This window comes from Bradyrhizobium oligotrophicum (genome assembly GCF_051168495.1).
In the GTDB taxonomy this organism is placed as follows: domain Bacteria; phylum Pseudomonadota; class Alphaproteobacteria; order Rhizobiales; family Xanthobacteraceae; genus Bradyrhizobium; species Bradyrhizobium oligotrophicum_A.
Genome location: NZ_JBNPVB010000019.1, coordinates 70,510 through 97,006, shown reverse-complemented (window position 1 = coordinate 97,006; position 26,497 = coordinate 70,510). Strand labels below are relative to the sequence as shown.

At 66.1% G+C, this 26,497-nt stretch carries 24 protein-coding genes; 9 read left to right on the top strand and 15 right to left on the bottom strand.

What is annotated here, in order from left to right:
* Positions 1-165: 165 nt before the first annotated feature.
* The 3 genes from ACQR1B_RS28815 to ACQR1B_RS28805 all read right to left on the bottom strand — a co-directional run bounded on the left by ACQR1B_RS28815 (position 166) and on the right by ACQR1B_RS28805 (position 2,972).
* Entirely contained in the window at positions 166-1,506 is a 1,341-nt protein-coding gene (locus tag ACQR1B_RS28815; protein ID WP_434831192.1) for an IS1182 family transposase, read from the bottom strand.
* Positions 1,507-1,810: 304 nt separating this feature from the next.
* Positions 1,811-2,197, bottom strand: a complete 387-nt coding sequence (gene crcB, locus ACQR1B_RS28810; RefSeq protein WP_434835770.1) for a fluoride efflux transporter CrcB — start codon at positions 2,195-2,197, stop codon at positions 1,811-1,813.
* 175 nt (positions 2,198-2,372) lie between these two features.
* A complete protein-coding gene (locus ACQR1B_RS28805; RefSeq protein WP_434835769.1) occupies positions 2,373-2,972 on the bottom strand; it encodes a superoxide dismutase in 600 nt (199 codons plus the stop codon).
* A gap of 105 nt (positions 2,973-3,077) precedes the next feature.
* Between ACQR1B_RS28805 and ACQR1B_RS28800 the strand changes: the two genes are divergently transcribed.
* Positions 3,078-3,611 carry a GNAT family N-acetyltransferase gene (locus ACQR1B_RS28800; RefSeq protein WP_434835768.1) on the top strand — a complete coding sequence of 178 codons (534 nt, stop codon included), beginning with the start codon at positions 3,078-3,080 and terminating at the stop codon, positions 3,609-3,611.
* Between the two features lie 158 nt (positions 3,612-3,769).
* Positions 3,770-4,204: a DUF2147 domain-containing protein gene (locus ACQR1B_RS28795; protein WP_434835767.1), complete on the top strand. Its 435-nt coding sequence runs from the start codon at positions 3,770-3,772 to the stop codon at positions 4,202-4,204.
* Positions 4,205-4,211: 7 nt separating this feature from the next.
* Here the strand turns inward: ACQR1B_RS28795 and ACQR1B_RS28790 are convergent, their stop codons facing one another.
* A complete protein-coding gene (locus ACQR1B_RS28790) occupies positions 4,212-5,360 on the bottom strand; it encodes a DUF3095 domain-containing protein (protein WP_434835766.1) in 1,149 nt (382 codons plus the stop codon).
* Positions 5,361-5,507: 147 nt separating this feature from the next.
* Between ACQR1B_RS28790 and ACQR1B_RS28785 the strand changes: the two genes are divergently transcribed.
* Positions 5,508-6,311, top strand: a complete 804-nt coding sequence (locus ACQR1B_RS28785; RefSeq protein WP_434835765.1) for an RMD1 family protein — start codon at positions 5,508-5,510, stop codon at positions 6,309-6,311.
* Positions 6,312-6,492: 181 nt separating this feature from the next.
* On the opposite strand, the gene ACQR1B_RS28780 is transcribed toward ACQR1B_RS28785, so the two are convergent.
* Entirely contained in the window at positions 6,493-7,209 is a 717-nt protein-coding gene (locus ACQR1B_RS28780; RefSeq protein ID WP_434835764.1) for an MgtC/SapB family protein, read from the bottom strand.
* A gap of 154 nt (positions 7,210-7,363) precedes the next feature.
* On the opposite strand from ACQR1B_RS28780, the gene ACQR1B_RS28775 reads away from it, so the two are divergent.
* Positions 7,364-7,753 (top strand): hypothetical protein, encoded by a 390-nt coding sequence (locus ACQR1B_RS28775; protein ID WP_434835763.1) that lies wholly within the window; start codon positions 7,364-7,366, stop codon positions 7,751-7,753.
* Position 7,754: 1 nt separating this feature from the next.
* Here the strand turns inward: ACQR1B_RS28775 and ACQR1B_RS28770 are convergent, their stop codons facing one another.
* The 5 genes from ACQR1B_RS28770 to ACQR1B_RS28750 form a co-directional block, all read right to left on the bottom strand.
* Positions 7,755-10,049 carry a heavy metal translocating P-type ATPase gene (locus ACQR1B_RS28770; protein WP_434835762.1) on the bottom strand — a complete coding sequence of 765 codons (2,295 nt, stop codon included), beginning with the start codon at positions 10,047-10,049 and terminating at the stop codon, positions 7,755-7,757.
* Between the two features lie 106 nt (positions 10,050-10,155).
* The gene (locus ACQR1B_RS28765) at positions 10,156-10,887 is read right to left on the bottom strand and encodes an SDR family NAD(P)-dependent oxidoreductase (RefSeq protein ID WP_434835761.1); all 732 of its coding nucleotides are present in this window, start codon (positions 10,885-10,887) and stop codon (positions 10,156-10,158) included.
* The gene (locus tag ACQR1B_RS28760; RefSeq protein ID WP_434835760.1) at positions 10,880-12,268 is read right to left on the bottom strand and encodes an AMP-binding protein; all 1,389 of its coding nucleotides are present in this window, start codon (positions 12,266-12,268) and stop codon (positions 10,880-10,882) included. The genes ACQR1B_RS28765 and ACQR1B_RS28760 overlap by 8 nt, the downstream gene beginning before the upstream one ends.
* Positions 12,255-12,500, bottom strand: coding sequence for a phosphopantetheine-binding protein (locus ACQR1B_RS28755; RefSeq protein ID WP_434835759.1), 246 nt, complete (start codon positions 12,498-12,500; stop codon positions 12,255-12,257). The genes ACQR1B_RS28760 and ACQR1B_RS28755 overlap by 14 nt, the downstream gene beginning before the upstream one ends.
* A gap of 126 nt (positions 12,501-12,626) precedes the next feature.
* A complete protein-coding gene (locus tag ACQR1B_RS28750; RefSeq protein WP_434835758.1) occupies positions 12,627-14,432 on the bottom strand; it encodes a long-chain-acyl-CoA synthetase in 1,806 nt (601 codons plus the stop codon).
* A 178-nt stretch (positions 14,433-14,610) separates the two neighbouring features.
* Here ACQR1B_RS28750 and ACQR1B_RS28745 point away from each other — a divergent pair, with 178 nt between their 5' ends.
* Complete coding sequence (locus ACQR1B_RS28745) at positions 14,611-15,606, top strand: Bug family tripartite tricarboxylate transporter substrate binding protein (RefSeq protein ID WP_434835757.1); 996 nt, start codon at positions 14,611-14,613, stop codon at positions 15,604-15,606.
* A 24-nt stretch (positions 15,607-15,630) separates the two neighbouring features.
* Here the strand turns inward: ACQR1B_RS28745 and htpG are convergent, their stop codons facing one another.
* The gene (htpG, locus tag ACQR1B_RS28740) at positions 15,631-17,505 is read right to left on the bottom strand and encodes a molecular chaperone HtpG (protein ID WP_434835756.1); all 1,875 of its coding nucleotides are present in this window, start codon (positions 17,503-17,505) and stop codon (positions 15,631-15,633) included.
* Positions 17,506-18,195: 690 nt separating this feature from the next.
* On the opposite strand from htpG, the gene ACQR1B_RS28735 reads away from it, so the two are divergent.
* The 3 genes from ACQR1B_RS28735 (at position 18,196) to ACQR1B_RS28725 (ending at position 20,502) form a co-directional block, all read left to right on the top strand.
* Positions 18,196-18,852, top strand: a complete 657-nt coding sequence (locus ACQR1B_RS28735) for a hypothetical protein (protein ID WP_434835755.1) — start codon at positions 18,196-18,198, stop codon at positions 18,850-18,852.
* 123 nt (positions 18,853-18,975) lie between these two features.
* Positions 18,976-19,386, top strand: coding sequence for a hypothetical protein (locus ACQR1B_RS28730; protein ID WP_434835754.1), 411 nt, complete (start codon positions 18,976-18,978; stop codon positions 19,384-19,386).
* Positions 19,387-20,337: 951 nt separating this feature from the next.
* Positions 20,338-20,502, top strand: coding sequence for an HAD hydrolase-like protein (locus ACQR1B_RS28725; RefSeq protein ID WP_434835844.1), 165 nt, complete (start codon positions 20,338-20,340; stop codon positions 20,500-20,502).
* Between the two features lie 275 nt (positions 20,503-20,777).
* Here ACQR1B_RS28725 and ACQR1B_RS28720 read toward each other — a convergent pair whose 3' ends face one another.
* From ACQR1B_RS28720 to ACQR1B_RS28705, 4 genes are all read right to left on the bottom strand, one after another.
* Entirely contained in the window at positions 20,778-21,413 is a 636-nt protein-coding gene (locus ACQR1B_RS28720) for a hypothetical protein (RefSeq protein WP_434835753.1), read from the bottom strand.
* A 385-nt stretch (positions 21,414-21,798) separates the two neighbouring features.
* On the bottom strand, positions 21,799-22,281 hold the full coding sequence (locus ACQR1B_RS28715; protein ID WP_434835752.1) for a hypothetical protein: 483 nt from the start codon (positions 22,279-22,281) through the stop codon (positions 21,799-21,801).
* 191 nt (positions 22,282-22,472) lie between these two features.
* Complete coding sequence (locus ACQR1B_RS28710) at positions 22,473-24,182, bottom strand: hypothetical protein (RefSeq protein ID WP_434835751.1); 1,710 nt, start codon at positions 24,180-24,182, stop codon at positions 22,473-22,475.
* Between the two features lie 122 nt (positions 24,183-24,304).
* A complete protein-coding gene (locus tag ACQR1B_RS28705) occupies positions 24,305-25,108 on the bottom strand; it encodes an MBL fold metallo-hydrolase (RefSeq protein ID WP_434835750.1) in 804 nt (267 codons plus the stop codon).
* A gap of 120 nt (positions 25,109-25,228) precedes the next feature.
* Between ACQR1B_RS28705 and ACQR1B_RS28700 the strand changes: the two genes are divergently transcribed.
* A complete protein-coding gene (locus ACQR1B_RS28700; protein ID WP_434835749.1) occupies positions 25,229-26,344 on the top strand; it encodes a ring-opening amidohydrolase in 1,116 nt (371 codons plus the stop codon).
* The last annotated feature ends 153 nt before the right edge of the window (positions 26,345-26,497 follow it).

Sequence of the window (26,497 nt, the reverse complement as noted above, 5' to 3'; positions counted from 1 at the left end):
GGCGGGCTCCTCAGAGTGTGAGAATGTTTTGTCGTTTCCACCAGTTTGCGACTGTTGGGTGGGGTTTTCCAAGAAACTCTCGGTCAAGCGGGTTGCGAGGCAGCATGCCTCGTGGAACGAGGTGGTGGGATGCTTGGTTTGCGCTTTTGGCATTCGTTTCCGCTGTCATGCCGTTGCTTCCGCGCTCAAGGCAAAGAGACGCATCATGTTGTGAGCGATCGCAAACCAGAGCAACTGTATCCGAGCCTTGACCCGGCCGCGGAGGGACAGCTGCCGAAGGCCCATGCGGCGGGCTTGGGCGTTGATGCATTCGTGCTGAGCACGCAGCCGATAGAGCGCCTCGTCTTTCTTCCCTTGCTCGGCCTTCATGCGTTCTCGCCAGTCCGCAACGCCGACACCATCATCCTTCTTCGGAGCATAAGGGTCGCTTCCGTGCTTAGTCTGCCCCGGCGGGCACCACATTTTTATGCCGTTGGCATGTGCCCACTCGATGTCGTCCTTTTTGGTGAAGCCGCCGTCGACCAGATAGTTGCGGGGATTGTAACCCTGGGCCTGCACGGTCTCGATCCCTGGCCGGCCCAGACCTCGATCCGAACCGGTGGTGTCGATGTCGACGGCGACGATTACCTGATACGCGGGCGCCGATATGATCTGCATATTGTAGGAGGGGCGCCAGCCGCCATCCGCCATCTTGATGACCCGTGCCTCGGCGTCGGTGGTGGAAGCGCGTGGCTCCTTTTGCTTGGCCACTTCCTTCTTGTTGGTCTTTTCCCGCCGCTCCCGTTCGGCCTCCAGCTCCTTCATTCGCTCTTGGGCCGCTTTGATCCGCGCCTCGCGCTCGCGAGCGCCCCGCTCCTTTGCCGCGCGCTGTCGCCGATCCCCGGCAGCTGGATCCGTCTCGACCTCCGCACGCAGGCGTTCCACACGCTCCTGTGCCGCGGCGAGCAGCTTATCAAGTCGCTCATGCCGCCGGAACGATCCGGCGCCAGCACCCGCGCGAACCCGCAAGCCATCCTGCGCCAGAGTGTCGGCCGACACCAATCCTGCCTGGACCATCGCGGCGACGCCCTGCGCCAGGAGCCGCTCCAGAACCGCCATGTGGGCAATCCGGAAGCTCGACAGCGTATGGTAGTTCATCGATACGCCGCCGCAGAGCCAGCGGTAGACCAAGTGATCGCGGCACAGCCGATCCAACTGACGGGCGCTGCCCACACCTTCGACCGTCGCCCACAGCCAAAGCGCAACCATCAGTTCCGGCGCTGCCGGAGGATGTCCGGGGTGACCTTCCCGGGCTTTGACGAGGTCGTACAGATGCGACAGGTCCAGACCCTCGACGAACGCCCAGACCGAACGCACCGGATGATCCTCTGCAATCAGATCATCCAATGCCGCTACCTGCATGGCGATCTGGCTACGCTCCGGCACCCGCAGCCGAACCGAACCGCGCCCGCCGGGCTGAGACTTATCCTGCTCAGGCAAGTTCTCGAACAATTGCTCGTCACCCATGGCCCGCCCACCACCGCTACGATTGACAGCGAATCACACCGGTCATCCCCTGGCAAACCCGAAATCTTTGAGAAAGATTCACACCCTCTCAGGGTGAGGAGCGAAGGTGTGCCCCGAAAATGAATGTGCCGCGCCGCCGCCTTCGACGCGAAACCCTCTCCATGAACACGCCTCTCGGCGTGTTCATGGTCGGTGTGCAGAGCCGCCGGCTCTTGCCCCTCATGGTGAGGAGGCGCGCAGCGCCGTCTCGAACCATGAGGCCCGGAATATCTCCGGGCCGTAGCGCGAGCGGAAGCCGTGGACTTCAGCTCAAGACCCGCACCAGGGCCAGGCCGGCGAACAGGCCGGCGATGGAGATGCCCACCGATCCGAGCACGTAGAGCGCGGCGAGACCCAAGGCGCCCCGCTCATACAGCAGCGCGGTGTCGAGCGAGAACGCCGAGAACGTCGTGTAGCCGCCGAGAATGCCGGTCATCAGGAACAGCCGCCAGTGCTGGGTGGCGCCGCCCTTGAACGTCAGGTAGCCGGCGATCAGGCCCATCACGGCGGAGCCGGTGATGTTGATGATGAAGGTGCCATACGGAAAATCGGTGCCGAGCGCCCGGGCGCTCGCCATGTTGACGGCGTGCCGGATCGAGGCGCCGCAGCCGCCACCGAAGAAGACGAGAAGATAGCCGAACAGCTGATTCACGGGACCTGACCTTGCACACGGCGCCGGGACAACGAATGCCCTGCCCTCTGGACATCACGGGCAAAATTCTTGCCGAAATGCATCTTCGCTTGCAAGGATCGCTCTCATTAAACTCGTGTCATGAAAAAGGGCGGCGAGCCCAAGCTCACCGCCCTTCTTGATCGATCGCGATCGATCAGCCGGCCTTGCCGTACAGCTCTTCGACGTATTCCCAGTTGATGAGATTTTCGACGAAGGCCTTCAGATAGTCGGGGCGGCGGTTGCGGTAGTCGATGTAGTAGGAGTGCTCCCAGACGTCGACGCCGAGGATCGGGGTCGCGCCATGGACCAGCGGACTTTCGCCGTTGGCGGTCTTGGAGATTTCCAGCTTGCCGTTCTTGACCGACAGCCAGGCCCAGCCCGAACCGAACTGGCCGACACCCGCGGCGATGAAGTCCGCCTTGAACTTCTCGTAGCCGCCGAGATCCTCGTCGATCTTCTTCGCCAGCGCGCCCGGCAGCTTGGTTCCGCCGCCATTCGGCTTCATCCACGACCAGAAGTGAATGTGATTGTAGTGCTGGCCGGCATTGTTGAAGATCGGGGCATTCTTGCCGAACGAGCCCTTGACGATCTCCTCAAGGGACTTGCCTTCGAATTCGGTCCCCTTGATCAGATTGTTGCCGTTCGTCACATAGGCCTGGTGATGCTTGTCGTGATGGTACTCGAGCGTCTCCTTGGACATGTAGGCGCCGAGGGCGTCATAGGCGTAAGGCAGGGGGGGAAGCGTAAAGGTCATGGGCTCGGTTCCGCAACTTGTGGGAAGACGGGATTAAACGGGACCTCCTTATAGAAGGTTCCGAACTCCTAAACACTGTGATTCTGGAAAAAGCGAGCCGTTTTGATGAGCATCGAAATCGAGGTCCTGAATGGCGACGCCGCCTGGACGCAGGTCAAGCCGCTCTATGACGCGGTCTGGCCGCCGGAGGTGCTCGCCGCGTTACCCTGGGCCGGTATCAGCTTTGCGCATGCCGACCTGCGCGTCCTGGTGCAGGACGAAACCGGCGAGGTGCTCTGCCACGTCGGGATCCATCGCCGCGTCGTGACGTGGAACGGGCAGAAGGTGAATGTCGGCGGCATCGGCGGCGTCCTGACGCGCGCCGACATGCGCAATCGCGGGCTCGCCACCGTGGGGCTGAATGCCGCGATCCAGACGCTGCGGCACGAAGACTCCATCAATTACGCCGTGCTGTTCTGCGCATCCGACCGCATTCCCTTCTACACGACGCGAGGCTTCATTGCGTTCGACGGCGACGTCTACGCCGAGCAGCCCGACAAGGGCCGCATCCGCTTCGATGCGTTGTCGACGCTGGTGCACGACGTCAAGCGCACGGCGCCGACGCGCGGCACGATCGACCTGTGCGGACTGCCGTGGTGATGCCCGCACGCGAGGCGGTGAGACAATCGCGCAAGAGACTGAGACGCGCGGTGCGGGCCGCACCTGATCGTGATGATCAGGCGTTGGACAACGGCCGTCGGACGATTGCATCGGCTTGGTTTGCTGTTATGGAAGCTCGTCTTCAACCGGGGGTTAAGATGATTTGCAAATTGCGTTTGGTAGCTGTTGCGTTCGTTGCGCTGGGACTCGCGCAGCCGGCACTGGCGGCCGACGACCCGAGCGGCACCTGGCTGACCCAGGCCGGCGACGCCAGGATCAAGGTCGCCAAATGCGGCGCCAATCTGTGCGGCACCGTCATCTGGCTCAAGGAGCCGATGGACACCGACACCGGCAAGCCGGCGGTCGACAACAAGAATCCCAATCGCGCGCTGGCCAACCGTCCGATCATCGGCCTGCAGCTGTTCGAAGGCGTTCACCCCGAAGGACCGAACAAATGGTCCGGCAAGATCTACAACGCCGATGATGGCCAGAGCTATGTCAGCCATATCTCGGTGTCCGGCCCGGATACGCTGAAGGTCGAAGGTTGCGTCGGCACGCTGTGCGGCGGCGAGACCTGGACGCGCGCGCGCTGATCCGTCGTCAGGCGACCGCAGCTTTCAGCGCGGTCGCCGCCGACGCGTAGCCGCCCTGCGCACCATCGATGAAATGGACGTGATCGGGCCGGATCGCCGACGGCGTGAAGCAGGTCATCATCGCCGCCTCTTGCCGATGCAGGCCATAGCGGACGATGCCGCCCGAGGCCGCTGCGCCGAGCCGCCGTTCGAGCTCCTGCGCCAGTTCCTCGGTACAGTCGAGGATCATGCGCAGGGCGTCGTCGTATTTCCGGAAGTCGGAATTTTCCACGATCTGCTGCATGTAGACATCCGGAACGAAACCGCCGATCCGGAGGCTGAAGCGCATCACGGCATAGACGAACAGCGTACGCCCGAGTACGCGAACCCAGCGCGCGACCCGTGGACCGCGCGACGCGCGGACCTCGTAGCCGAAGCCTTGCGGCGGCCATCGCAACGCCGGCCCGCCGGCCGGCACCGGCCGCCCGGCATCCGGGCTGCGCTCAGTGAGCGTGATGATGTCCTCGATGACCTTGCGATAGGCCTGGGCATCCGCACCCGAGCCCGGCAGCACCAGCACCGACAGGATGAGACCACGCGACGACGGGATCTGCTCGAACCGGCATGACAGTCCGGAGAGATCGGGCTGCGCCCCCGAAGGGGCCGGCGCAATCGCAAACTCGCCGCGCTTCATCGCCGCCTCGGCCCAGCCCAATCCGCCGCCTGCGAACATCGCATAGGATAGATTGGCCGAGGGGCCGTAACGCGCCACGCGCACGTCGAGGCCCTGCGCGCGGATGGCCGTCACCGGCACCAGCGCGATGCGCATCGAGAGTCCGAGATCCTCGCCGACCCAGGTTGCGGTCGCGGCAAGCGCTTCGCGTGCGGCGGCGACGTCCTCCGGACCCACCGCGAAGCTCGCGCCGTCGCCGCCGAAAACGAACGGGAATTCCCGCCCCTCCAGCGCATTGGTGACGGCGGCGATGATCGCCGCTCCGGCCATGTTGACCGCCTTGTAGCGCCTGTCGGCGATCGCCTTGGTGGATTCGACGATATCGGCCATGCCGATCATCCAATCATCCGGCACGGGCTTGTAGAGTTGCGGCTCCATCAGCCGCGCGAAGCCGCGAAACACCGGGATCGAGGCATAGTAGTCCGCAGCGCTGGTCTTCGACATCGCAAGGTCATCCGGCCGGAGGGCCCCCTCAATGGCGAGCTACGAACAGCCGTGTCAAGCGGGTTCAGGCGCCGGCCAGCGACCTGCCCGCCGCGCGGGCTGCGCCGCGTTATCGAACCGTCGGTATTGACGTGCTAGCGTGTCGCCATGAATGCCGACACCCCGCCTGTCCCGCAACTTGCCGCCCGCGCACTGCAGATCGCGGACCGCATCAATACCGCAGGCTTCGAAGGCCAAATGCTGTCGGCGACGCCGCTCGCCCTCCGCATCGGCGAGACCGGAATCGCGGTGATCCTCCGCTACGGTGTCGTCGTCTTCATCGGGCTTTCGGCTGCCGAGGAGACCAGTGTCCTCGACCGGCTCGGCTCGCGGCTGTTCGGCCCGATCACGCCGCATGACGAGGAAACCGCACGGATCCATGTCGCGCGCGAATCCGAGGAGCCGATTCCGGCCGGCGGTCCGATCCTGGTCAAGGAAATGTCGTTGGAGCGCCTGCTGATCGTCGCCGACGCGCTCGCCAAGAGCGTCGTGCTCGGCCGCAGCGAGCGCGAGATCGCCAATGTGTTCGACACGATCGAGCCGTTCGCCAGCGAGTTGGCGATGCTGGGGCGGACGTCGAAGAGCCGGGTCGCGATGCTCAAGCTGCTCGGCGCGGCGCTGCTGGTGCAGCACCGGGTCTCCGGGCGCGTCGCCGTCGGCGAGAAGCCCGACGTGCTGTGGGACCGGCCCGATCTCGAACGGCTCTATGCCCGGCTCGAGGACGAATACGAACTCAAGGAGCGCGAGGACACGCTGAACCGGAAGCTCGCCGTGATCGCCGAGACCGCGACGGCGCTCGCCGACATCATCGACACCAAGCGCTCGCTGCGCCTGGAGATCATCGTCGTCATCCTGATCGCCTGCGAGATCGTGCTCGGCTTCTACGAGATCTTCGCCCGCGGCGGCCATTGACCGGATTCTTGTACGCGCCGCCAGCGCCGCGGGTTCCCTGCATTCAGCTCGGGTTCAGCCGCCGGATGGAACACTGCCGGCATGCTCGGTGGAAAGCATGGGGGCAAACCAAGATGACGAACGCGGGCAATCATCGGGCGTCGCGCCGCGACGATGCCGGCCAACTCGGATGCCGGCCTCGTCACTCCAGCGTGCTGACGTTCCAGGTCGCATGACGGACGCCGGACAGCTTCGCGAGCTCCGACACGACGCGGTCGAGCTCGGCGGCCTCCACGGCAAGCGGCACCAGCCTCGCGACGATTTCGACGACGTCCTCGGAGCGATAGGCGACATCGGTCTCCCGCACCGGATATTTGGCCGCCTCCAGCCGCTCGTCGAGCGTCTCGCGCAGTTCGGCGGCATGCAGGACATCGGTGGTCACGACGATCCTGTAGTTGGCCTCCGAGGTCCGTGCGTTCAGCGGGATGCGATCGATCGCGTTCACCAGCGGCCGCAGCAGCGTGTTGCCGGCCAGCACGAACAAGGTCAGCGCCATCGACTGGGCGATGAGATCGGCGCCGGCGCAGGCGCCGACCGCCGCGGACGCCCACAACGTCGCGGCGGTGTTGAGCCCGCGGACATTCATGCCCTCCTTCATGATCGTGCCGGCGCCGAGAAAGCCGATGCCCGAGACCACATAGGCGATGATCCGCACCGCGCCCTCGGCGCCGGTGAGCCGGTTGCCGATATCGACGAAGGCGGCCGCGCCGACCGCGACCAGGACGTTGGTGCGCAGGCCGGCGCTGCGCTGCCGGTATTGCCGCTCGGCGCCGATCAGCGTGCCGAGCACGAAGGCCGTGAACAGGCTGACCAGGGTGTCGGCGAAATCATAGAGCTGGAAAGTGTGCAGGAATCGCATGGGAGAGGGTGTCTTCGGTATCACGCTCCGGCGCCTGCGGGGCGGCGGACACATTCATGGCCTCAAAGGGACGGATCGCCGCGAGAAGGCCGTTTTCTTAGGCCGTCCTTGACCGAAATCAAATCCCAATTCCTCATGCCCATTTTAGGCTGACATGATCAACAGGCAGATGACGTCCTTGTCCGGCAGGCGAAGTGATCATAGTCCTGCCGTCCGACTGGGACAGGACGCGGTAAGCGCGGTGAAGCTGTCTCAGGCGCTCACCGCCGAGATCGATGCGTGGGCAGAAACGCATGAGATCACACGGTCGGACGCGATCAGCCGGTTGCTGGCGATCGGCCTGCACGCATCCCGGCCGGCCGCGCCGTCACGACCCAGAATCAGGGATTCGGTGGCGATCGAACAGATTGCGATCCGGCAGATCGACCAGATGCTGGATCCGGGCCTGCCGGCGGATGAGCGCGAGCGCCGGATTCGCCGCCTGATCGAGGGCCCGCCCGAATTTGCCGCCGCACGGATCGACCTGCCGAAACATCCAGCCTAGGTCAGGCGGCCGAACGCGCCGCCACGGCTTCGTAGATGTCGTCCTCCTGCGCGGTGTGCATGCGGACCAGGGTCTCGATCGCCTCGATGACGCGCTGGGCGTCGCGGATCAGATAGCGGTCGACCTTTTCGGACGGCAGGTCCTCGACCACGCGTCCGAGCAGGCGTGCCAGATGCAGGATCTCGCGGTGCGCGCGGCTCATCGCCGATAGGCCGTGGCTGTCCTGCAGCAGCCGCGCCAGCCGCGGATAGACCGAGCCTTCGTCGTCGCGTTCGTGCGCCACGACCTGGTCCTGCACCAGGGCGTTGGCCTCGACGATCAGGCCGGGCGCCCGCTCCGGCGACGCCTCGTCGAGCGCATCGACGATCGCGCGCAGCCGATCGAGGCCGCGCAGCAGCGCCTGGTGATTGTGCCGGAGCCCGCGGCCGTCCTCGGCCGTGATCTGGCCGGCCTTGCCGCGGCCGGCCGGCAGCAGCGCCCGCAACGCGTTCAGAATGACGGCGACGTCGATCGCCTCCTGCACGAGCGCCGCGGGCACCGGCTGCAGCAGGCCGAAGGCCGCCGCCCCCATCGCGATGAACGACAGCGCCATGCCGGCGATGATGCTCTCCAGCGCAATGCGCCGGGCCCGCTGCGCGATCACGATCGCCTCGCCGACGCGGTCGAGCCGATCGGCGAGGATCACGACGTCGGCCGCCTCCGACGAGGCGCTGGCGCCGCGGGCGCCGAGCGCGATGCCGACATCGGCGGAAGCCAGCGCCGGCGCATCGTTGATGCCGTCGCCGACCATGATGGTCGGATGCAGCCGCTGCTCGCTCCTGACCGCATCGACCTTGTCGGACGGCACGCGATCGGCGAGCACGGCATCGAGGTCGAGCGCGGCGCCGATCGCCTGCGCCGCCGCGGCGCGGTCCCCCGTCACCATCACCATGCGCACGATGCCGGCCTCGCGCAGCCAGCGGATGGCGCGCGGCGTGTCGGCGCGCAATTCATCGGCCAGCAGCAGCGCCCCGATCGGGCGTCCTTCCACCGCCACGAACACGATCAGCGCCGAGCGCCAGGACGCACGGCGGATGGCGCGCCCCGCCCAGGTCGGTGGCGCATGATTGCCGAGGATCAGGTCCGGCGAGCCGGCACTGATGCGGCGGCCGTCGATGATGCCTGCGAGGCCGGAGCCCATCGTCTCCCTCACCTGCTCGGGCACCATGAGCTGGAATCCGCGGGCCCGGCCGGCCTCGACGATGGCATGCGCGAGCACGTGGTGGGAGGCCTGCTCCAGCGAGGCGCCGAGCAGCAGCACGGTGTCGGCATCCTCGCCCGGTGCGGCCTCGACCGACAGCAGCCGGGCGCCGCCGACGGTCAGCGTGCCGGTCTTGTCGAACAGCACCGTGTGCGCCCGCGCCAGCGCCTCCAGCTTGCCGCCGCCCTTGACCAGGATGCCGCTGCGCGCCGCCTGCGCCACGCCGGCAATGAAGGCCACGGGCGCTGCCAGGATCAACGGACAGGGCGTCGCCGCGACCAGCACGGCAAGGCTGCGGATCAGGTCGCCGGAGGCGTAGTAGGCCGCAGCCGCGATGACCAGGCTGACCGGCAGGAAGATCAGCGCATAGCGATCGGCCAGCCGCACGAACGGCGCCTTCGCGGTCTGCGCCGTCGTCACCAGCTTGACGATGCCGGCATAGGTGCTCTCGCCCGCCGTCGCCGTAACCGACATCTCGAAGGTGTCGCCGGCGTTCAACGAGCCGGAAAGGATCGCCATGCCGCGTGTCCTGGTCACCGGAATCGGCTCACCGGTGAGCGCCGACTCGTCGACCACGGCCACAGCCGTTTCCACCACGCCATCGACCGGAACGATCTCGCCGGCGCGAACCATGAGGCGGTCGCCGACGGCGATGTCGGCCACCGGAACATCCTCGATCCGATCCTCACGCGCGCGATGCGCCATGCGCGGCGCCCGATCCACCAGTGCACGCAGATCGTGCTCGGCGCGGGCGACCGCGATGTCTTCGAGCACGTTGCCGCCGGAATACATCAGCGCCACCACTGCGCCGGCCAGCGGCTCGCCGAGCACGATCGCTGCGCTCATCGAGACCAGCGCGATCGCGTCGACGCCGATGCGTCCGGCCAGGACGTCGCGGACGATCGAGACGACCAGGCCGGCGATGACCGGAATGGTCGAGGCGGTGAAAGCATAGCCAGCGAGATCGGCGCGACCGAGCGCATAACCGAGGCCGCCCGCGGCGAGGCCTGCGACGGCGATTGCGACGAGGCTCCATCGCAGGATGCGTTCGAACATGGCGCTGGTTCCGGGTTGCGGCGGCACTATCGCCGCTGCAGCCCCGGCTGCGCTTGAGCGAAATCAACCAGCACGCGGCAAGCTCTGCAATCCGGACGCAATCGCCTCAGGCCGTATTGCCGGCATCGACCGTCAGCACCGTGCCGGTGACGTTGCGGCCGCCCTCGCCGAGCAGGAACTCGACCATCGCGGCGACGTCGCCGGTCTCCGGCAGCCGGCGCAGCGCGCTGCGACCGGCGATGCGCTGCTGCTGCGCGTCGTCCATGCTCTGCGTCAGTTCGGTCGCGATGAAGCCCGGCGCGACCGCATTCACGGTGATGCCGACCTTGCCGACCTCGCGCGCCAGCGAACGGGTGAAGCCGTTCGCGGCTGCCTTGGTCGCACCATAGACCGACAGCCCGTTGTAGCCGGTGCTGGCGATGATCGAGGAGATGTTGACGATGCGGCCCTCGCCCGCCGCCATCATGTGGCGCACGATGTATTTGGTCAGGATCATTGGTGCGAGCACGTTGAGCCGCACCAATCCCTCGATCTCGGAATTGTGCATGGTCGCGAGCAGGCGCTCGGTGCCGATGCCGGCATTGTTGACGAGGCCGTAGATCTGACCGAACTCCTCGCGCACCGACTTCACGAAGGCCGGGATCGCGCCGACGACGCTGAGGTCGCAGGCGCGGAAATGGATGCCCGCACTGCTGGCGCTGAACTCTGCGATCGCCGCGCGCAATTCCTCGCTCTCGCGGCGCGCCACCGCAATCACGTCATAGCCGGCATTGGCGAGCCTGCGCGCGATGGCGAGCCCGATGCCGCGGCTGCCGCCGGTGACGAGGACGTTATGCATCGGCGCGCGCCAGCTTGCCGGCCGGGGTGACGTCGAGCGCCGGGACGAAGCGGATCATCGCAGGAACCTTGTGAGCGGCGAGCCGCGCGCGGCATTGGCTGAGGATCTCGTTGCGCACGGCATCGGCTCGCGCCGGATCGGCATCCGCCGTCAGCACCACCTCGGCCACGACGATGCCGCCGGTGATCGGGCTGCGTCGCGATTTGGCGCGGGACATCCGCACCTCGGCATGAGCGTTGATGACCGCTTCGATCTCTTCGGGATGCACCTTCAGGCCGCCGACATTGATGATGCCGTTGCGGCGGCCGGCGAAGTAGTAGCGCTCGCCGCGCAGCTCGACCATGTCGCCGGTGTCGACATAGCCGTCATCGTCCGTCAGCGCCGCGGCGGCGCGCCCGACATAGGCATGCGCTGCCCGCCGCGATCGAATGCGCAGCGATCCGTCGACGACCTTCATGTCGACGGCGCCGCGGCCTTCGCCGAGCAGCGTCGCGGGAAAGCCTTCCAGCCCGTCATTGACGGCAAAGCCGACGCCCGCCTCGGTCGAGGCATAGGCATGGCCGATCGAGGCGTTCGGGAACGCCTGTTTCAGACCGTCGAGCACCGCCTGATCGGCGATCTCGCCGGAGAGCCGGACATAGCGCGGAGCGAAGCCGGTGACCGATCCGCTCATCAGCAGCTTGCGCCAGTGCGACGGTGTTCCGGAGATGTGGGTGACGCCGCGCGACGTGAGGCGCGCGATGTGATCGGCCAGCGCTTCGCCCGGATCGGACAGCACCATGGAGCCGCCGCCGACGATGGCGCGCAGGAAGATCTGCAGGCCGCCATAGCGGCGGATGTCGTAGAACGTCGCCCACACCGGGATCGCCGCGCCGGGCGCCGGCGTGTCGCCGATGATGGCGCCGCACAGGCCTTCCAGCGTATGGCCGACGATCTTGGGCACGCCTGACGTGCCGGAGGTCAGCATCAGCCACTCGGTCGCGCGTGTCGTCTGCGCGATGCGGGTCACGGGTTGCGGCAAGCCGAGCGTGACGACGAGATCGACGCCGCAGCCAGCGAAGCGCCCGGGCTCGTCGGTCACAATCGCATCGATCTCCGCATCGGCGATGAGGGAGTCGAGATGCTCGCTGTTCAGATCAGGCGGGCACAGCAGCATGCGCCGGGCGATGCCATCGATCTCGATCAGCGCCAGGCCGGCGAGCAACTGGCCCGACGTTGCGAGCAGCACCGAACGTCCGTCGAGCTCGCCGCGGCGCCCATCCAGGCAGCTGTCCGTCGTCAGCCGCGCCAGCGACACCGTATGGCGCGGATCGGACATCGTCCGCTCGCTCAGCGCGGTCCCGAGATGGTCGCGCAGCGCAAAGACCTCACGCGGGGACATTCTCATAGGCCCTGATGAAGTCACCGATCGTGTTGGGGAACGTGACGTCCTCGGACAGCGTGAAGGGATCGACGCCGAGGTCGTCCTCGAGGCGAGCGACCAGGATGGCGAAGGCGAGCGAGTCGAAGCCGGTTTCGTGCAAGGTCAGTTCGTCGGTCAGCGGCGGCAGCTTGACCCTCTGCTCCTCCGCAATCTGCTTGATCGCTGCAATGATTCTCAAACGTACCGGCATGTTGAAATCCGTCCCTGGTCAAACGATGCAGGCGAGCCTAGAGCGAGACGGTGAAGGAACCCGGACTTTCGCGGTATCTTTCGGGCGCGTTGGTAAACGTCCGTCATGGACCATGATTAAAATCATCTACAAGCGGATCTCGCCGGCCGCTATGCGCGCATGGAGTTCGGGATCGAGCGCGCGGTAGACGCCGGTCGCGGCGTCTCGGACGTAGAGCGGGTCGGATATGCTCATGGGATCGAAGCCCTCGCGCATCAACTGCTGCTTCTTCTGTTTGAAGGTCTCGGTCGACTGCAGCGACGCGGTGATGCGGAGCACAACCGGCTGTGCGTAGGCCGGCAGCCGGCGCGCCAGTTCTGACGCCAGCGCCGCCGGATCGAAATCCTCGTTAACGACGAGCGCAGCCATGCCGGCACGCCCGTCCGCTCCCGGCACGGCGACGCCATAGGTCGAGGCTTCCGCGACGCCCGGACATTGCAGGATCGCTTCGTTGACTTCACTGGTCGCGACGTTCTCGCCCTTCCAGCGGAAGGTGTCGCCGACGCGGTCGACGAAATAGAAGAAGCCCTGCTCGTCCTGGCGCATCAGGTCGCCGGTGCGAAACCAGGCATCGCCGGTGGCGAAGACGTCGCGCAGGATTTTCTTGTCGGTCTCGGCCCCGTCGGTGTAGCCCTCGAAGCGGCCGCCGCCGTCGTCGGCCTTGCCGATGCGGCCCACCGCCTCCCCCACTTCGCCGCGGGCGCAGGGCTGGCACAGCCCGTCGGACCCGCGCAGCGGCATCCGCTGCTCCGCATCGAGCTGGATGATCGCGGCCGGAAAGCGATGCGCGAGCAGCGACGGCACGCGGCCGATCGAGCCGACCCGGCCTTCAACATTGTAGAGGGAGAAATTGCCTTCGGTGGCCGCGTAGAACTCCAGCACCCGCGGGATCGCGAAGCGTGTCTGGAACGCCTCCCAGACGTCACCGCGCAGCCCGTTGCCGCAGGCCAGCCGCAGCCGGTGCGCGCGGTCGAACTCCGACGGCGGCGCCGCCAGCAGATAGCGGCAGAGTTCGCCGATATATTGCACCAGCGTGCAGTCGTGGCGGACGATGTCGCGCCAGAACCGGCGCGCCGAGAACTTCGCGGCGAGCACGGCCGCGCCGCCGGCCCGCAGCATGCTGCAGGGCGCGACGATGCCGCCGACGGAATGATAGACCGGCAGACAGTCGTAGAGGCGATCGTCGGGGCCGGCTCCGGTGAGGCCCGCGAACCAGCCGCCCCAGTTCAGGATGCGGCGATGGCTGATGCTGGCGGCCTTGGGCAGGCCCGTCGTGCCGGAGGTGTAGATCAGCAGCGCACGGTCGTTGATCGAGACGGCGGGTCGTTCGGCCGGGGCGAGTGCGCGCGTGTCGATCGCGGCGAGCGCGGCGTCCAGTTCGCCGCCCCCCGCGTGCCAGACCCGCGGCGCGCCTGAGATCAGCGGCGCGGCCTCCGCATGGGATTGGCGGAACTCGGCCGCGACAATGACGTGAGACGGCATGGCGACGTTGATGCAATGCGCCAGCGACGGTCCGACCAGATTGGTGTTGATGAGCGCCACGACCCCGCCGACGCGGCTGATCCCGAACCACGCCGCCAGATAGTCGGGGCAGTTCGGCATCATCAGGGCGACCGTCTCGCCGGAACCGATGCCGTTCTCCAGTGCCCAGCGGGCATATTGGTTGGTGCGTGCGGTCAGCGCGGCATAGCTGAGCGTCTCGCGATCGGAGATCAGCGCCGACCGCTCGGGTTGTTTTGCCGCCCAGTCGTCGATGATGTCGGCAAACAGCCGCGCCGGTTCCGCCTCGATGCGCGAGGTCAGCTCGATCGCCTTCAGCCAGATCTTCGCCGGCGACAGCTTGGAACCGGGCGTGATGGGTTCCGCAGATCGGTCCGCGCGCTCGGTTGTCATGGCTGCCACCGCTTCGAGTTCGGCGTCGCTTATAAGCGGTGCCGCCTGCCCAGCCGTTAACCGGCACGGTTAACCCGCGCAGAGCCTGCCGATGCCGATGAAAACGCGATCCTTTACGAAGTGCTCGCAAATAGCGGTTAGGCTGACGATCCCAGAACATGCCAACGCGAAGGCCGGCATGCCCAAGGACATGACGATCACACGACGTGGGTTGCTGCAATGCGCCGCCTGGAGCGGCCTTGTCGCAGTGCCTCGGGCCGCTGCGGCGGCTGGAGGCGAGGCCCCCTATCCGAACCACCCGGTCACCTGGGTCATTCCGTTTGCGCCGGGCGGCGCGACGGGCCGCCTGTCGGTCCTGATCTGCGACCGGCTGTCGCGGCGGCTCGGCCAGGCCTTCGTGCTCGATCACCGGCCGGGTGCGGGCGGCGCCACCGCGACCCGCAGCGTCGCGAGCGCCGCGCCCGACGGCTACACGATCCTGGCGACGTCGACCGCCAACATCATCAGCGCCTCGCTCGACTCCGCGCCCGGCGCCGACGGCAGCGGCGACCTCGTCCACGTCGCCGGCATAGCGCGGATGCCCCTCCTGCTGCTGATCAACAAGAATCTCCCGGCAAAGACGCTGGCCGAATTCCTCGCCTATGCCAGGGCTAACACAGGCAAGCTCAGTGTCGGCTCGGCCGGTCCTGGCACCGTCCAGTTGCTGTCGGCCGAATTGTTCCGGATGCTCGGCGGGATTACCTGGTCCGTCGTCCAGTATCGCGGCTCGGGCCCGGCGCTGACGGACCTCACCTCCGGCCACATCCACGCCATGTTCGACAACACGGCCGTTGCCGTCGACCTCCTGCGCAGCGGCAAGGTCAGGGCGCTCGCAGTGTCGACGCGCGAGCGCGCTCAGGCCTTCCCCGATCTGCCGGCGGTCGCCGAGATTCTGCCCGCGTTCGAGACCTCCGGCTTCTACGGCGTCGACGCGCCACGGGGCACGCCGAAACCGATCGTCGACCTGCTCAACCGCGAGATCAACGCAGCGCTGGCCGATCCGGAGATCAGGCAGCACTTCGACGAGATCGGCGCCACCCCCATCACCGGAGACGCCGGCGTCTACGCGGCAACATTCCGCGCCGAGGTCATGCACTGGCGCAAACTGGTGCCGCAGGTGAGCGCGAAGAACTGACCCGCGCGCCCACACCGGCCAGCCTCAGGCAGCCACGCCCTGCAGCACCAGGCGATTGAGCCGCGCCGCGAAGGCGGCCGGATTCTCCGGCAATTCGCCATCGAGGATCTGCGCCTGCTCGAGCAGCAGGAACGACAAATCGTCGACCTTGGCCTTGTCGGCCGCGGCCCTGGCGACCGCCACGACCAGCGGATGGCGCAGATTGATCTCCAGGATCGGCTTGGTGCGGGCACCGCGCGCCTGCTGCGACAGGATCCGCTCCAGCTCGCGATCCGGCCCATGGCTGCCGGCGACGAGACAGGAAGCGCTGCTGGTGAGCCGGGTCGAGACCTTCACGTCGGTGACGTGCTCGCCCAGGCTCGCCTTGATCAGCGCAATCGTATTGGCCTCGTCGGCCGCCGGCTGCGCCTCGTCCTCGGCCTTGGGCTCGGTGACCGGGATCGGATCGAAATTGATGTCGCCCTGGCTCAGCGACTTCAGCGGCTTGCCGTCATACTCGAGCCGCGCCGAAGTCCAGAACGCATCGACCGGATCGGTCAGCAGCAGCACCTCGACGCCGCGCGCCTTGGCCGCCTCGAGCCGCGGATTGGACTTCAGGCGATCGATGCTGTCGCCGACCAGGAAGTAGATCTCGGTCTGGTTCTCCTTGAGGCCCTCGACATACTGCTTCAGCGAGCGCTTCTCGCCCGATGTCGTGGTGAAGCGCGCCAGCGCCAGCAGCTTGTCGCGGCGCTCGAAATCCTCGTAGAGCCCTTCCTTGATGACGGCGCCGAAGGACTCCCAGACCTTGTCGAAATTCTCGGCGTCCTTGTCGGCGAGCTGCTCCAGCTCGCTGATCACCCGCGTCGTCACGGCCTTGCGGATCTGCGACAGCTGCGGATTGTTCTGCAGCATCTCGCGCGACAGATTGAGCGGCAGGTCCTCGCTGTCGATGACGCCGCGGATGAAGCGCAGATAGGCCGGCATCAGATCGGCATCGTCGGTGATGAAGACGCGGCGGACGTAGAGCTTGACCTTGCCCTTGCGCGCCGGCTCGAACAGGTCGAACGGCTTGGTCGAAGGCGCGAACAGCAGCACGGCGTAGGAATAGCGGCCCTCCGCGCGGTAGTGCAGCGTCATCGCCGGCTCGTCGAAGGCGTTGGCGATCGACTTGTAGGCCTTGGCATAGTCCTCCGGCGAAAGCTCCGACTTGGAGCGCTGCCACAGCGCGCTCGCCGAATTGATCTGGCGCGGCTCGCCTTCCTCCGGCACCAGCATGATCGGAAACTGGATGTTGTCGGAATAGGCCGTGACGATGCGCTCGATCTCGAAGGCTTCGAGATATTTCTTGGCGTCGTCCTTGAGGTGCAGCACGATCTCGGTGCCGCGCGCCACCCGCGTGGCATCCTCCTCGGACGCCGATGCGACCTCGAAGCCGGCGCCGCCCGAGGAGGTCCAGGTCCAGACCTCGCTGCCGCCGGCGCGGCGGCTGATCACATGGATGCGGTCGGCGACCATGAAGGCGGAATAGAAGCCGACGCCGAACTGGCCGATCAGGCCGGTGCCGTCCTTGGCCTCCGACAGCTTCTGCACGAAGGCCTTGGTGCCGGAGCGGGCGATGGTGCCGAGATGATCGATCAGTTCCTGGCGGTCCATGCCGATGCCGCTGTCGGCGATCGTCAGGGTATTCGCCGCCTTGTTCGGGATGATCCGGATCTGCGGCGCCTCGCCGTCACCGATCAGTTCGGGCCTGGCGATCGCCTCGTAACGCAGCTTGTCACAGGCATCGGAGGCATTCGAAATCAATTCGCGCAAGAAAATGTCGGTCTCGGAATAGACCGAATGCACCATCAGATGCAGCAGCTCGGAGACTTCGGCCTGAAACGGATGGGATACGGTGGCGGTGTCGGTCATCGTCATGCGTCTTCCAGGACAAACGGCGGTTGAGGAGAGACCGTCGATATAGCGTTGACGTCGCCGTGATCAAGAGTTGAGGGCCGGGTTGATGGCGGCATCGAGGGCATCCTCGGCGGGCGTCGACCTCCGCTCCCCGCCGATTGCCCGGCGCCGGCTGCCCCGTTTGGGGCAGGGCTATCGCATATGGCCAATCTGAGTTTGTCGCAAAATGTCCCCTCATCGTCATGCCCGGGCTCCGTCCCGGGCATCCACGTCGTTCTCAGCATGCCGGACGACGTGGATGGCCGGGACGGAGCCCGGCCATGACGACGTGGAGGGAGACGGGTGCAACACGTCGATCGTCAAATGCGATAGCCCTGCCGTTGGGGGGGGGGAGCGCACCTGCGGCGCGGCGACCACGAAGCCGGTATTCGACAAATCCGATTTCGGACGCCCCCGTTCGATGGACCCGTTCTGGACCCCTGTTCGCTGGTCCGGACCATCGGCTGCATTTGACCGGGATCAATGACCGCGGCCGCCGGCCCGGCGCATGTGACGCGATGCGCCCGACGCAGCACGTCGGCCGTTCGCTGCTTCTGCAGGAAGTCCAGATCCGAACCGGGCGCATTCATTGTGACAACATCATCATGTCACGCCACCTTCATTGAAGCGCTCTACGTCTCGCTCCCGTTCCACACAGCTACGGGGATTCGCATGCCGCGCTACTACAAGATCCTGCAGACGCAGCGCTTCGACGACTATCGCTACTACCACCAGAGCCGGATCAATCAGACGCTTCACCTCATCAGCGCCGTCATCTTCCTCGTCGCCTACGCGCTGCTGTTCAGGGACCCGGCGATGGCCGGACTGGTCGGCTGGCTGGCGATGCTGACGCGGCAGACCGGGCACTTCTTCTTCGAACCGAACGGCTATGACCACGTCAACGGCGTCAGCAACGACTACAAGGAAGCGGTCAAGGTCGGCTACAATCAGACCCGCAAGATCGTGCTGCTCACGGTGTGGGGCCTGGTGCCGGTGGCCCTGTTCGCGGTCCCGACCTTGTTCGGCCTGTTCGCCGAGCCTGCGAGCCGGATGGACTTCGTGCGTCACGTCGGGCTGCTGTGGCTCGCCGTCGGCGTCGGCGGCGGCCTGTTTCGCGTGATCCAGCTGTTTGCGACGCAGGATATCGCCACCGGCCTGATCTGGGCGTTCAAGGTGCTGACCGACCCGTTGCACAACATCGCGCTGTATTGGAAATCGCCGCTGGCGCTGCTGCGCGGCGAGCTGATCGACCCGACCATCAAGGACGCATCGCATTGGGGCGCCGTGGCCGATGACGCCGACGCCGAGGAGGCTGCGCACCTCACCTGAAGCGGCCGACGCGTGGCCACCGCCCGCGCGGGCGATGGAACTCCACGCGGCCCATGACCGCGTGGAACGACTTCCCTGCTGCGCCGTTGCGGCCTCAGTGCTGGCGGCCTTCAGGAGCTTCCCATGTGTGACTACAGCCTCCATACTGTTGCTTCGCGTGATGCCAAGACCGAGGACGTGCTGGTCTCCTGTCGCTTTCCCGGCACGGAGACCCGCGGTTTCTGCACCAAGGACGATCCGTTGACGGCCGTGTGCCTGAGGCCGGGCACCGAACTCGCCTTCGAGGACGATGTCCGCATCAAGGGCATCTTCTTCCGCCGCAAGGTCGGCGCGCAGCTGGCCCGCTTCCGCCAGGTCGACACCAACAAGCCGACCGAACACCACGACGCACTCGAATTCGCCAATGGCCGCATCGTCAAGGTCACCGACCTCGCTGCCGGCCAGCGCGCCCGCGTCGTGCAGATGCCGGCGGCCCCGGCGACCCGGCGCACAGCCACGCCGATCACGATCGAGCTGCGCGCCACGCAGCTCTGAGGACACAGAGACAACCGATGACAGCGCCGCATCGGCGCTGTCATCGTCTACGCTCGCGTGATGAAGGGTCATGTCCGCGATCTCGCAAGGTCGATGGTCGGCTTGGCAGTCAAGATATTTGGCAGTGAAGACATTGGGCATGCGCGCTCGCGATCCCGCGACACGACGTGTCCGGGTGATTCGGCCGTCAGCCCTCGAAGAACGAGAGGGCGCGGGGAAGGCCGGGTGCTGACCGCGGCCCATGGCCCGCCTGCAACAAGGAAAGCAGGCGGCAGTCACCACAGGTCGGGCCACCAGACGGCCTCCCCCGCGCAATGGTGTTACGGTGTCCTTCGTGCTCTCCCCGGGGATCGGCGTTCTTGCCCCCGTCGTCCGCGCGAGCCGTCACAGCATCACTCGCGAACTTGACCTCAGCGTCGAGAGGCCAGGACCACACGACTTCGCCGTCCGTGCCGGCCTGTGCTCGTCTGGCACAGCCACCACGTCCATCGCAGCCCACCTCACGTTCGTGACGACGCGTCCGTCCCTCTGCTCGAGGCGGGATGGAGGGAAGATAAACATGATTTCGGAAAAATGGCAAGACAAATTTCGGTAAAAGGGAAAAAGAGGGATTGCGCAGCTGCTTTTTAGCGCCTGATCAAGGCCGAGTGCTGGCGGCAACGGTGGTGCGCTCCCGTTCCGCTGCGGGAGGGGTTCGGGAGCGGGAGTCCGCAGGCGCAGAGCTTCGTTTGACGCAGGCTGGCTCAGAGGTGATCGAACGAGAGGCTGTAGCCGGGTGCTGCCGCAGCTGCGCCGATCCGCGTTTTGCCGAATCGCCGTTCGCCGACACGGCAGCAATGCTGCGACTTAGCCGCAGGTCCGGCACTTGGCTTGGCATTGCGCCGGAGGCATGCGTCGAAAGCCGTCGTCCCGGCGTTGGAGGCGCTCGCCTGACGCGACTGGTTCAGCACCATTAAGGCGGCCGATATGGCGCCGCCGAAGCCGCATCCCAGCATGCTAGCGAGGGCGCTGGCGGCGACGGGCGCCGCGGCCGATCAGGGTGTCTTGATCAGCGACACCAGCTTCGACATGCAGATGGCCAACGCTGATTATGTCAGGGACATCGGCGCGACCTAGGGCCGCCACGTGGCAGAGAAGGTTCAGGTAGGCTGATGCGAGCCAAGTAGTGGACAAAGTGGAGAGTTGCGGACGCTGCTCGAGAGATTGCTGTAACTACGTCCCATCGCTTAGCCACGGCGGCGGTCGCTTCAATGGAGCAGCACCGAACCGACCTTGGCCCGATTGAGCGCTCTACTGGGCGCATCTTCAATCTAGGCGGTTGCGATCCCGCCGATCAGCAGGCGTTCCGAACGATATCGGCTTGGCGCTGCTCAATTTTGGAGACTTGGGCATCAATGCCCCTTGTAATATTGCTCAAGGAACAGCTCGGCATCTCCAAGCTTATTGACTCTAAGCTCTCCAAAAACCTTATGAAAGTCGGCGTAGCCGAGAATTTCCTCTCCTGTTCGAGAGGCTTCGATCAGAGTATGGTCCAGCCGCTCCAAATACTCATTCGGTGTTATCTCCTTTTCCATCAGCTCGTCGCTGAGTTGATCGATCTGGTTTTGAAGATGATCGCGTAAAGAAATCAAAGCTGCAAATTTTCGGCTATCTATTGGACGGCCCAAAGTTGCCCTGATAAGGGAGGAGAGTTCTGCGCCCGAATCTGGCTCGTGTGGTATAGTGCGGGTCATGGAACTGATAATCCCACCGGATAGCTGGGTAACTTCCAAACTCCCTGCATCCTCGAAAGCTCCTTGCTTGCTGCATAGCAGCATACGTTCAGGCCATCGGCAATGGGCCGGAACAAAGGGCCGATTTCTTCCGTAGGTACTCCAAGATAGCCACATCGCCGCAACCTGGGGATCGGAGGTGAGCGGAATTGTGACGTTCGCCGCCGCCAGAATTCGGTTGGAGGCCTGATGACAGACGCCAGTACGAAGGTAAAAAATGCCGGCGTGATCACCACCCTCAATGCATTGAGCCAACTTGGGATTTCCAAGACCGCTGCATAGAGGTTGCGGGGTTGGGGGATAAAATGACCCGTGGCATCGCCAATTATCGCCCGTATCGGGGCATACCACGAAAGTGTGGTAGGCAGCGCGCGAGGTATAAAGGCCGTGACCTTCAAGGATTCTGTCCGTGGAAGATGGCACCGAGGCTTCCTGACGCGATTATTAAGCCACCCTGTCGTTAAGAAAAGTTCAATTTCAAATTTCAGTGATAATGTCGCCGATTTGCAACTCGACCACAAGTAGCCGAGTGACCGATTGACACATTTCATTGCCGCGTCTTTCTCAAACTGAGGCACGACCAAACTTTGCTCTCAGCATCCGCCTATGATCGTGTTCGGAGCCCACCATTGCCCCCGCCTCAATCCGGCAGGTTCGTGAACCGCGGGCGCCAGACACCGAGGATGACGTTCACCGTGGCGACGCCGAGCATGACCCAGATGGCGCCCTGTTCGGTGCCGAAATTCGCGGTGATGGTGGCGGGATCGATCTGGCCGGCGACGGCGCGCGCGGCCTCCTCCGCCGCTTCCTGCATCGGCCCCTGCACGGCCGCAAAACCCCATTCGAAGACCAGGATGCCCGAGGCCAGCTTGGCGAGCGCCCAGCCGGCGCTGTGCAACGCGCGGTTGACGGCGATAGCGAGCAGGCCGGCGATCAGGGTCAGGCCGAGCGAGGGGAAGAACACGTAGCGCACGATGGCGCCCATCGCCGCACGCATCTCGGCATAATGCGACAGCGACACCGAGGGCTGCGGGATCATGCCGAGCAGCACCACGAGGCACGCCATCGCGCCCATCATGCCGATCGCGCCCATCGTGTGCAGGAACTTCATCAACCGTCGCATGGCATTCCCCCGGCGTCGTGAGGATGAGATCGGTCGTGGCAAGGCTGGCCGGCTGCGCGAGCAGTCGACTGACGCCGACATGCTATACGATCACGACCAGCGATTGGATCAACGAACAGTGCCGGGTGCCCGGCGCGTGCTCGAACGGGGCCGACCACGCGCGAGGTGATCCGGCCGTCGTCGGCATCGTCCTATTGCGCCGCAACGCGCGCGTCGGCCGCCTTTGGTGCAGGCGCAGGCTCCTGCTCCGCCGTGCGGCCGCCACCGCCCTGCCCGATGCCGAACAGCTGGACGTAACTGCCGAGATAGAGCGGCGTGAGACCCGCAACCGGCTGTTCGGTGGCCGGCGGATCGATGAGCAGAACGGCATCGAAATTCAATTGCCAGTTCGCCAGATAGCGGGCGAACAGCAATGCGTCGGCAGGCGGTGTGTCGGGCTGCAGCCAGCGCCACGCCGCGGGTTCGGCCCAGGAACCGGCGGCCAGACCAAGGAAGGCGGGACGGACGACGACGGGCTGCTGGCTCGGATGAGCAAACATCAGCGGCCAGAATGCCCGCCTTTCGAGCACCAGCAGCGCCGCCAGATGGGAATCGACATCGCGAAAGCCGGGCAGTGTTCGCCCGCGCCGGCTGGAGGCCGGGCTCTCACCACCACGTGCGGCGATCACGCGCGCCCCCGGCTGCACATGCGCGATCGCCGCGCGCAACTCGGCCAGGTCGCTCCGATGATCGATCCAGGCCGAGGCGATATCCGCGACACGAACGAGCATCAGCGCAGCAAGGAAGATCCCGGCCAGTACCGCCGTCCGGTCCGACATGACCGGTTGCAGGCCGGCGAACAGCAGCAGGCCGCCCATCGCGGCAAGGCGCATGTCGATGAACGTTCCACCCAGCGCTTTCCATGGCGCCGCCACGAAGGCAACGAACAGCACCGCCAGCGCCAGCGGAATGCCGGGCGCGACGACGAACTGGCGGCGGACGAGAACGAGCAGCGACACCACCGCAATGGCCGTGACCACGGTCAGGTTGGCGCTGGTGGTGAGGAACGGCGTCATGATGCGCCACGGCTTGTGAGGTCCGACCCAGGCGCCGAGCTGCAGCCCGCCGTCTCCCAAGGGGCAGAGCCCGTAGAGCAGCATGGCCGGGCTGAGCGTGATCCCGAGCGCACAGGCGACGATGGCCAACTCGCGCGCAAGGCGCGGCGACCGGCGCAGCCGCCACAGCCGATCGGCTTCGCTGGCGCCGACGAGGATTGCGAAGAACACGAGGCCGAAGATATGGCACAGGAAGCAGACCGCCGCGGCGAGCGCGCCCCACCCGATCGAGAGCAGCCAGCCATCCTGACGGCGCAGCGTCACCCAGCCCGCGGCACCGCCAAGGGCGAACCCGAGCGAGAGCTGGAAATTCATGAAGCCGAGCAGAAAGGCGCCGTTATAGCCGATGATGCCGGCCGCCAGCGGCCACAGCGAAACCCGTCCGAACGCCGCGCGGTGATAGGCGACGACGCCGGCGAGCGGCGCGAACAGGCTGAGCGCGAGCAGCAGGCGGCCGCCGACATGGACGTCGGTGAACCGCAGCAGCGCGACGCCGATCACGTCCATGCCGAGATTGGGCAGGATGCGCCAGTTCGGCGCATACATCTGCGACAGCACCGGATCGTCCGGATGCGCGAGCACGAACAGGCGCGCCAGATGGTTGGGATAGTCGAGCACCGGCGGCACGTCGACCAGCAGGAACGGCACCGCCAGCACGACGGCCAGCGCCAGCGCCGACAGTGCCCATAGCCGAATCATGCCGCGGGAAGCCGAGGTCGCCGGGTTCGTGGAAGCTGACATGGCATCCGGGCGCGTGACCGCACCGGCCGCCGCAGGCACGCCCGGCGAGGAGAACAGCAGAAACATCGAGGTACCCCGGCCCACCGGAAACACTTCGATACCATTCGACATGAAACTGCAACACGGGCTGCTTGTCCGTTCTGGTTGTGGCTAATGCTCCGTTATTTTACGGGGTCCACGGCCGACGCTCAGGCGATGGCCGTTAGATAGCGGGCCACAGAACGCTCGAACGCCGCCTTTGCGTCGGTTGCGATGTTCTTCTGCCACCATGCGCCATAGATGCGCTCGAAGGCCAGCGGCGCCACCGCATCGGCGATCCGGCGCACCGCGGCGGCGCCGAGCGGGATGTAGTTCGGATAGGAGTACATGAAGCTGACGTGGCGGCGATCCATCGCGACCATCGCGATGTCGCCGGTCAAGAGCGCGCCCTTGCCGCCTGCGCCCCTTCGCCAATGCAGGATGGTGGCGCCGGCGAAATGACCGGCGGTCCGCAGCAGCACGACGTCATCCGAGATGGCGAGGCGATCGCCGGTCCATGGCACGATGGCCGGGTGCGGGCGGGTGACGAAGGCGGCATCGTCACCATGCAGATAGATGGGCGCGTTGCCGAAGGCCGCGCTCCAGTCGGCGACCGCGCCATAATAGTGCGGATGAGACACCGAGATGGCCTTCAGTCCGCCGAGCGAGCGGACATGGGCGATCGCCGCCTCCGTCGCCAGGGGGATGCAGTCCCACATCACGCAGCCGTCCGGCTCGGGAACCAGCAGCGCGCGCTGGCCGATCGCAAAGCTCGGCTCCAGCGCCAGCCCGGTCAGGCCGTCATCCTCGCGCCAGACGACCTGGTGCCGTGCGGCCAGTTCGTCGCGGCTGATAAAGCTCTGGCCTTTCCAGTTCACATATTGCCGCTCGTCCTCGCAGACGACGCAGCTTGGGGGCGGTGCGGGCGTGTCGGGAAACTGCGCGCCGCATTGAGAGCAGGTCCAGAGAGGCATGGGTCACCGTCAGTCGGACGTCATCGCCGACAAGGATAGCATGGCGGCCATCCCGCAACAGCGTCGCGCACCGCGTCGTGATTGCCTACTCTCCCGACACCACAATGGGAGCTCCGGAAAATGCCGACCGCCATGCGCCGCGCTTACGTCCACCGCCTGCCGATGCGGAGCCCGGACGATATTGGCGCGCTCGCGGCCGCGATCGCGCAAGGCATGATCGACCCGGCCGGCATCGTCGCCATTCTCGGCAAGACCGAGGGCAATGGCTGTGTCAACGACTTCACCCGCGCCTTCGCGGTGCGCTCGTTGGAAGCCGTGCTAGGCCAGCATCTGCCGGCCGAGGCCGTGCGTCAGATCGCGATGGTGATGTCGGGCGGCACCGAAGGGGCGCTGTCGCCGCACATGATTGTGTTCGAGGCGCGCTTGGACCGCGAGAACCCGCCGCGCGCGTTCGCCCAATCACTCGCGTTCGGCCGGGCGCGCACGCCGGCGCTGCCGAGCGAGCACCTCGGCCGGCTGCAGCAGGTCGAGCTGGTCGCCGCAGGCGTCAGGGCCGCGATCGCCGATGCCGGCATCGCCGATGCCGCCGACGTCCATTACGTCCAGGTGAAATGCCCGCTGCTGACGATGGAGCGGATCGAGGCGGCGGAGGCGCGAGGCCAGCGCACCGCCGTGCGCGACACGCTGAAGTCGATGGGGTTTTCCCGCGGCGCCTCGGCGCTCGGCGTCGCGGTCGCGCTCGGAGAGATCGCGCTCGCCGATCTGTCCGAGGCGGTGATCTGCGCGGACTACGCCCGCTACAGCGAGCGTGCAGCGACCTCCGGCGGCGTCGAGCTGCTCGACCACGAGATCATGGTGGCCGGCATGTCGGCTGACTGGACCGGGCCGCTGGCGATCGACCACGCCGTGATGCGTGACGCCATCGACATCGAGCCGGCGCGGGCCGCGCTGGCGCGGCTCGGCCTCGCCGTGGCCGGACAGGTGGCTGCGGCCGATCGCGGCCGGATCGCTGCGGTGCTGGCCAAGGCGGAAGCGGCGCAGAGCGGCAAGGTGCGCGGACGTCGCCACACCATGCTGGACGACAGCGACGTCTCCTCGACCCGTCACGCCCGCGCCTTCGTCGGCGGCGCGCTGGCGGGGCTGTTCGGCTTCACCGACCTGTTCGTCTCCGGCGGCGCCGAGCACCAGGGTCCCGACGGCGGCGGCCCCGTGGCCGTCATCGCCGAGCGCAGCTGAGTCTATCGGTAAAATAATATCGCAAGGGCGCTCCTGCCGACGCGCGGGCCGGCGGTCCTTGGTGCGCAGGATAAGGTACTTAAAGACCGTTCAGCGTGACCGTTGTACCACATGCGACTGATTATCACATGCATGAGGTGCGATCTTCCCAGT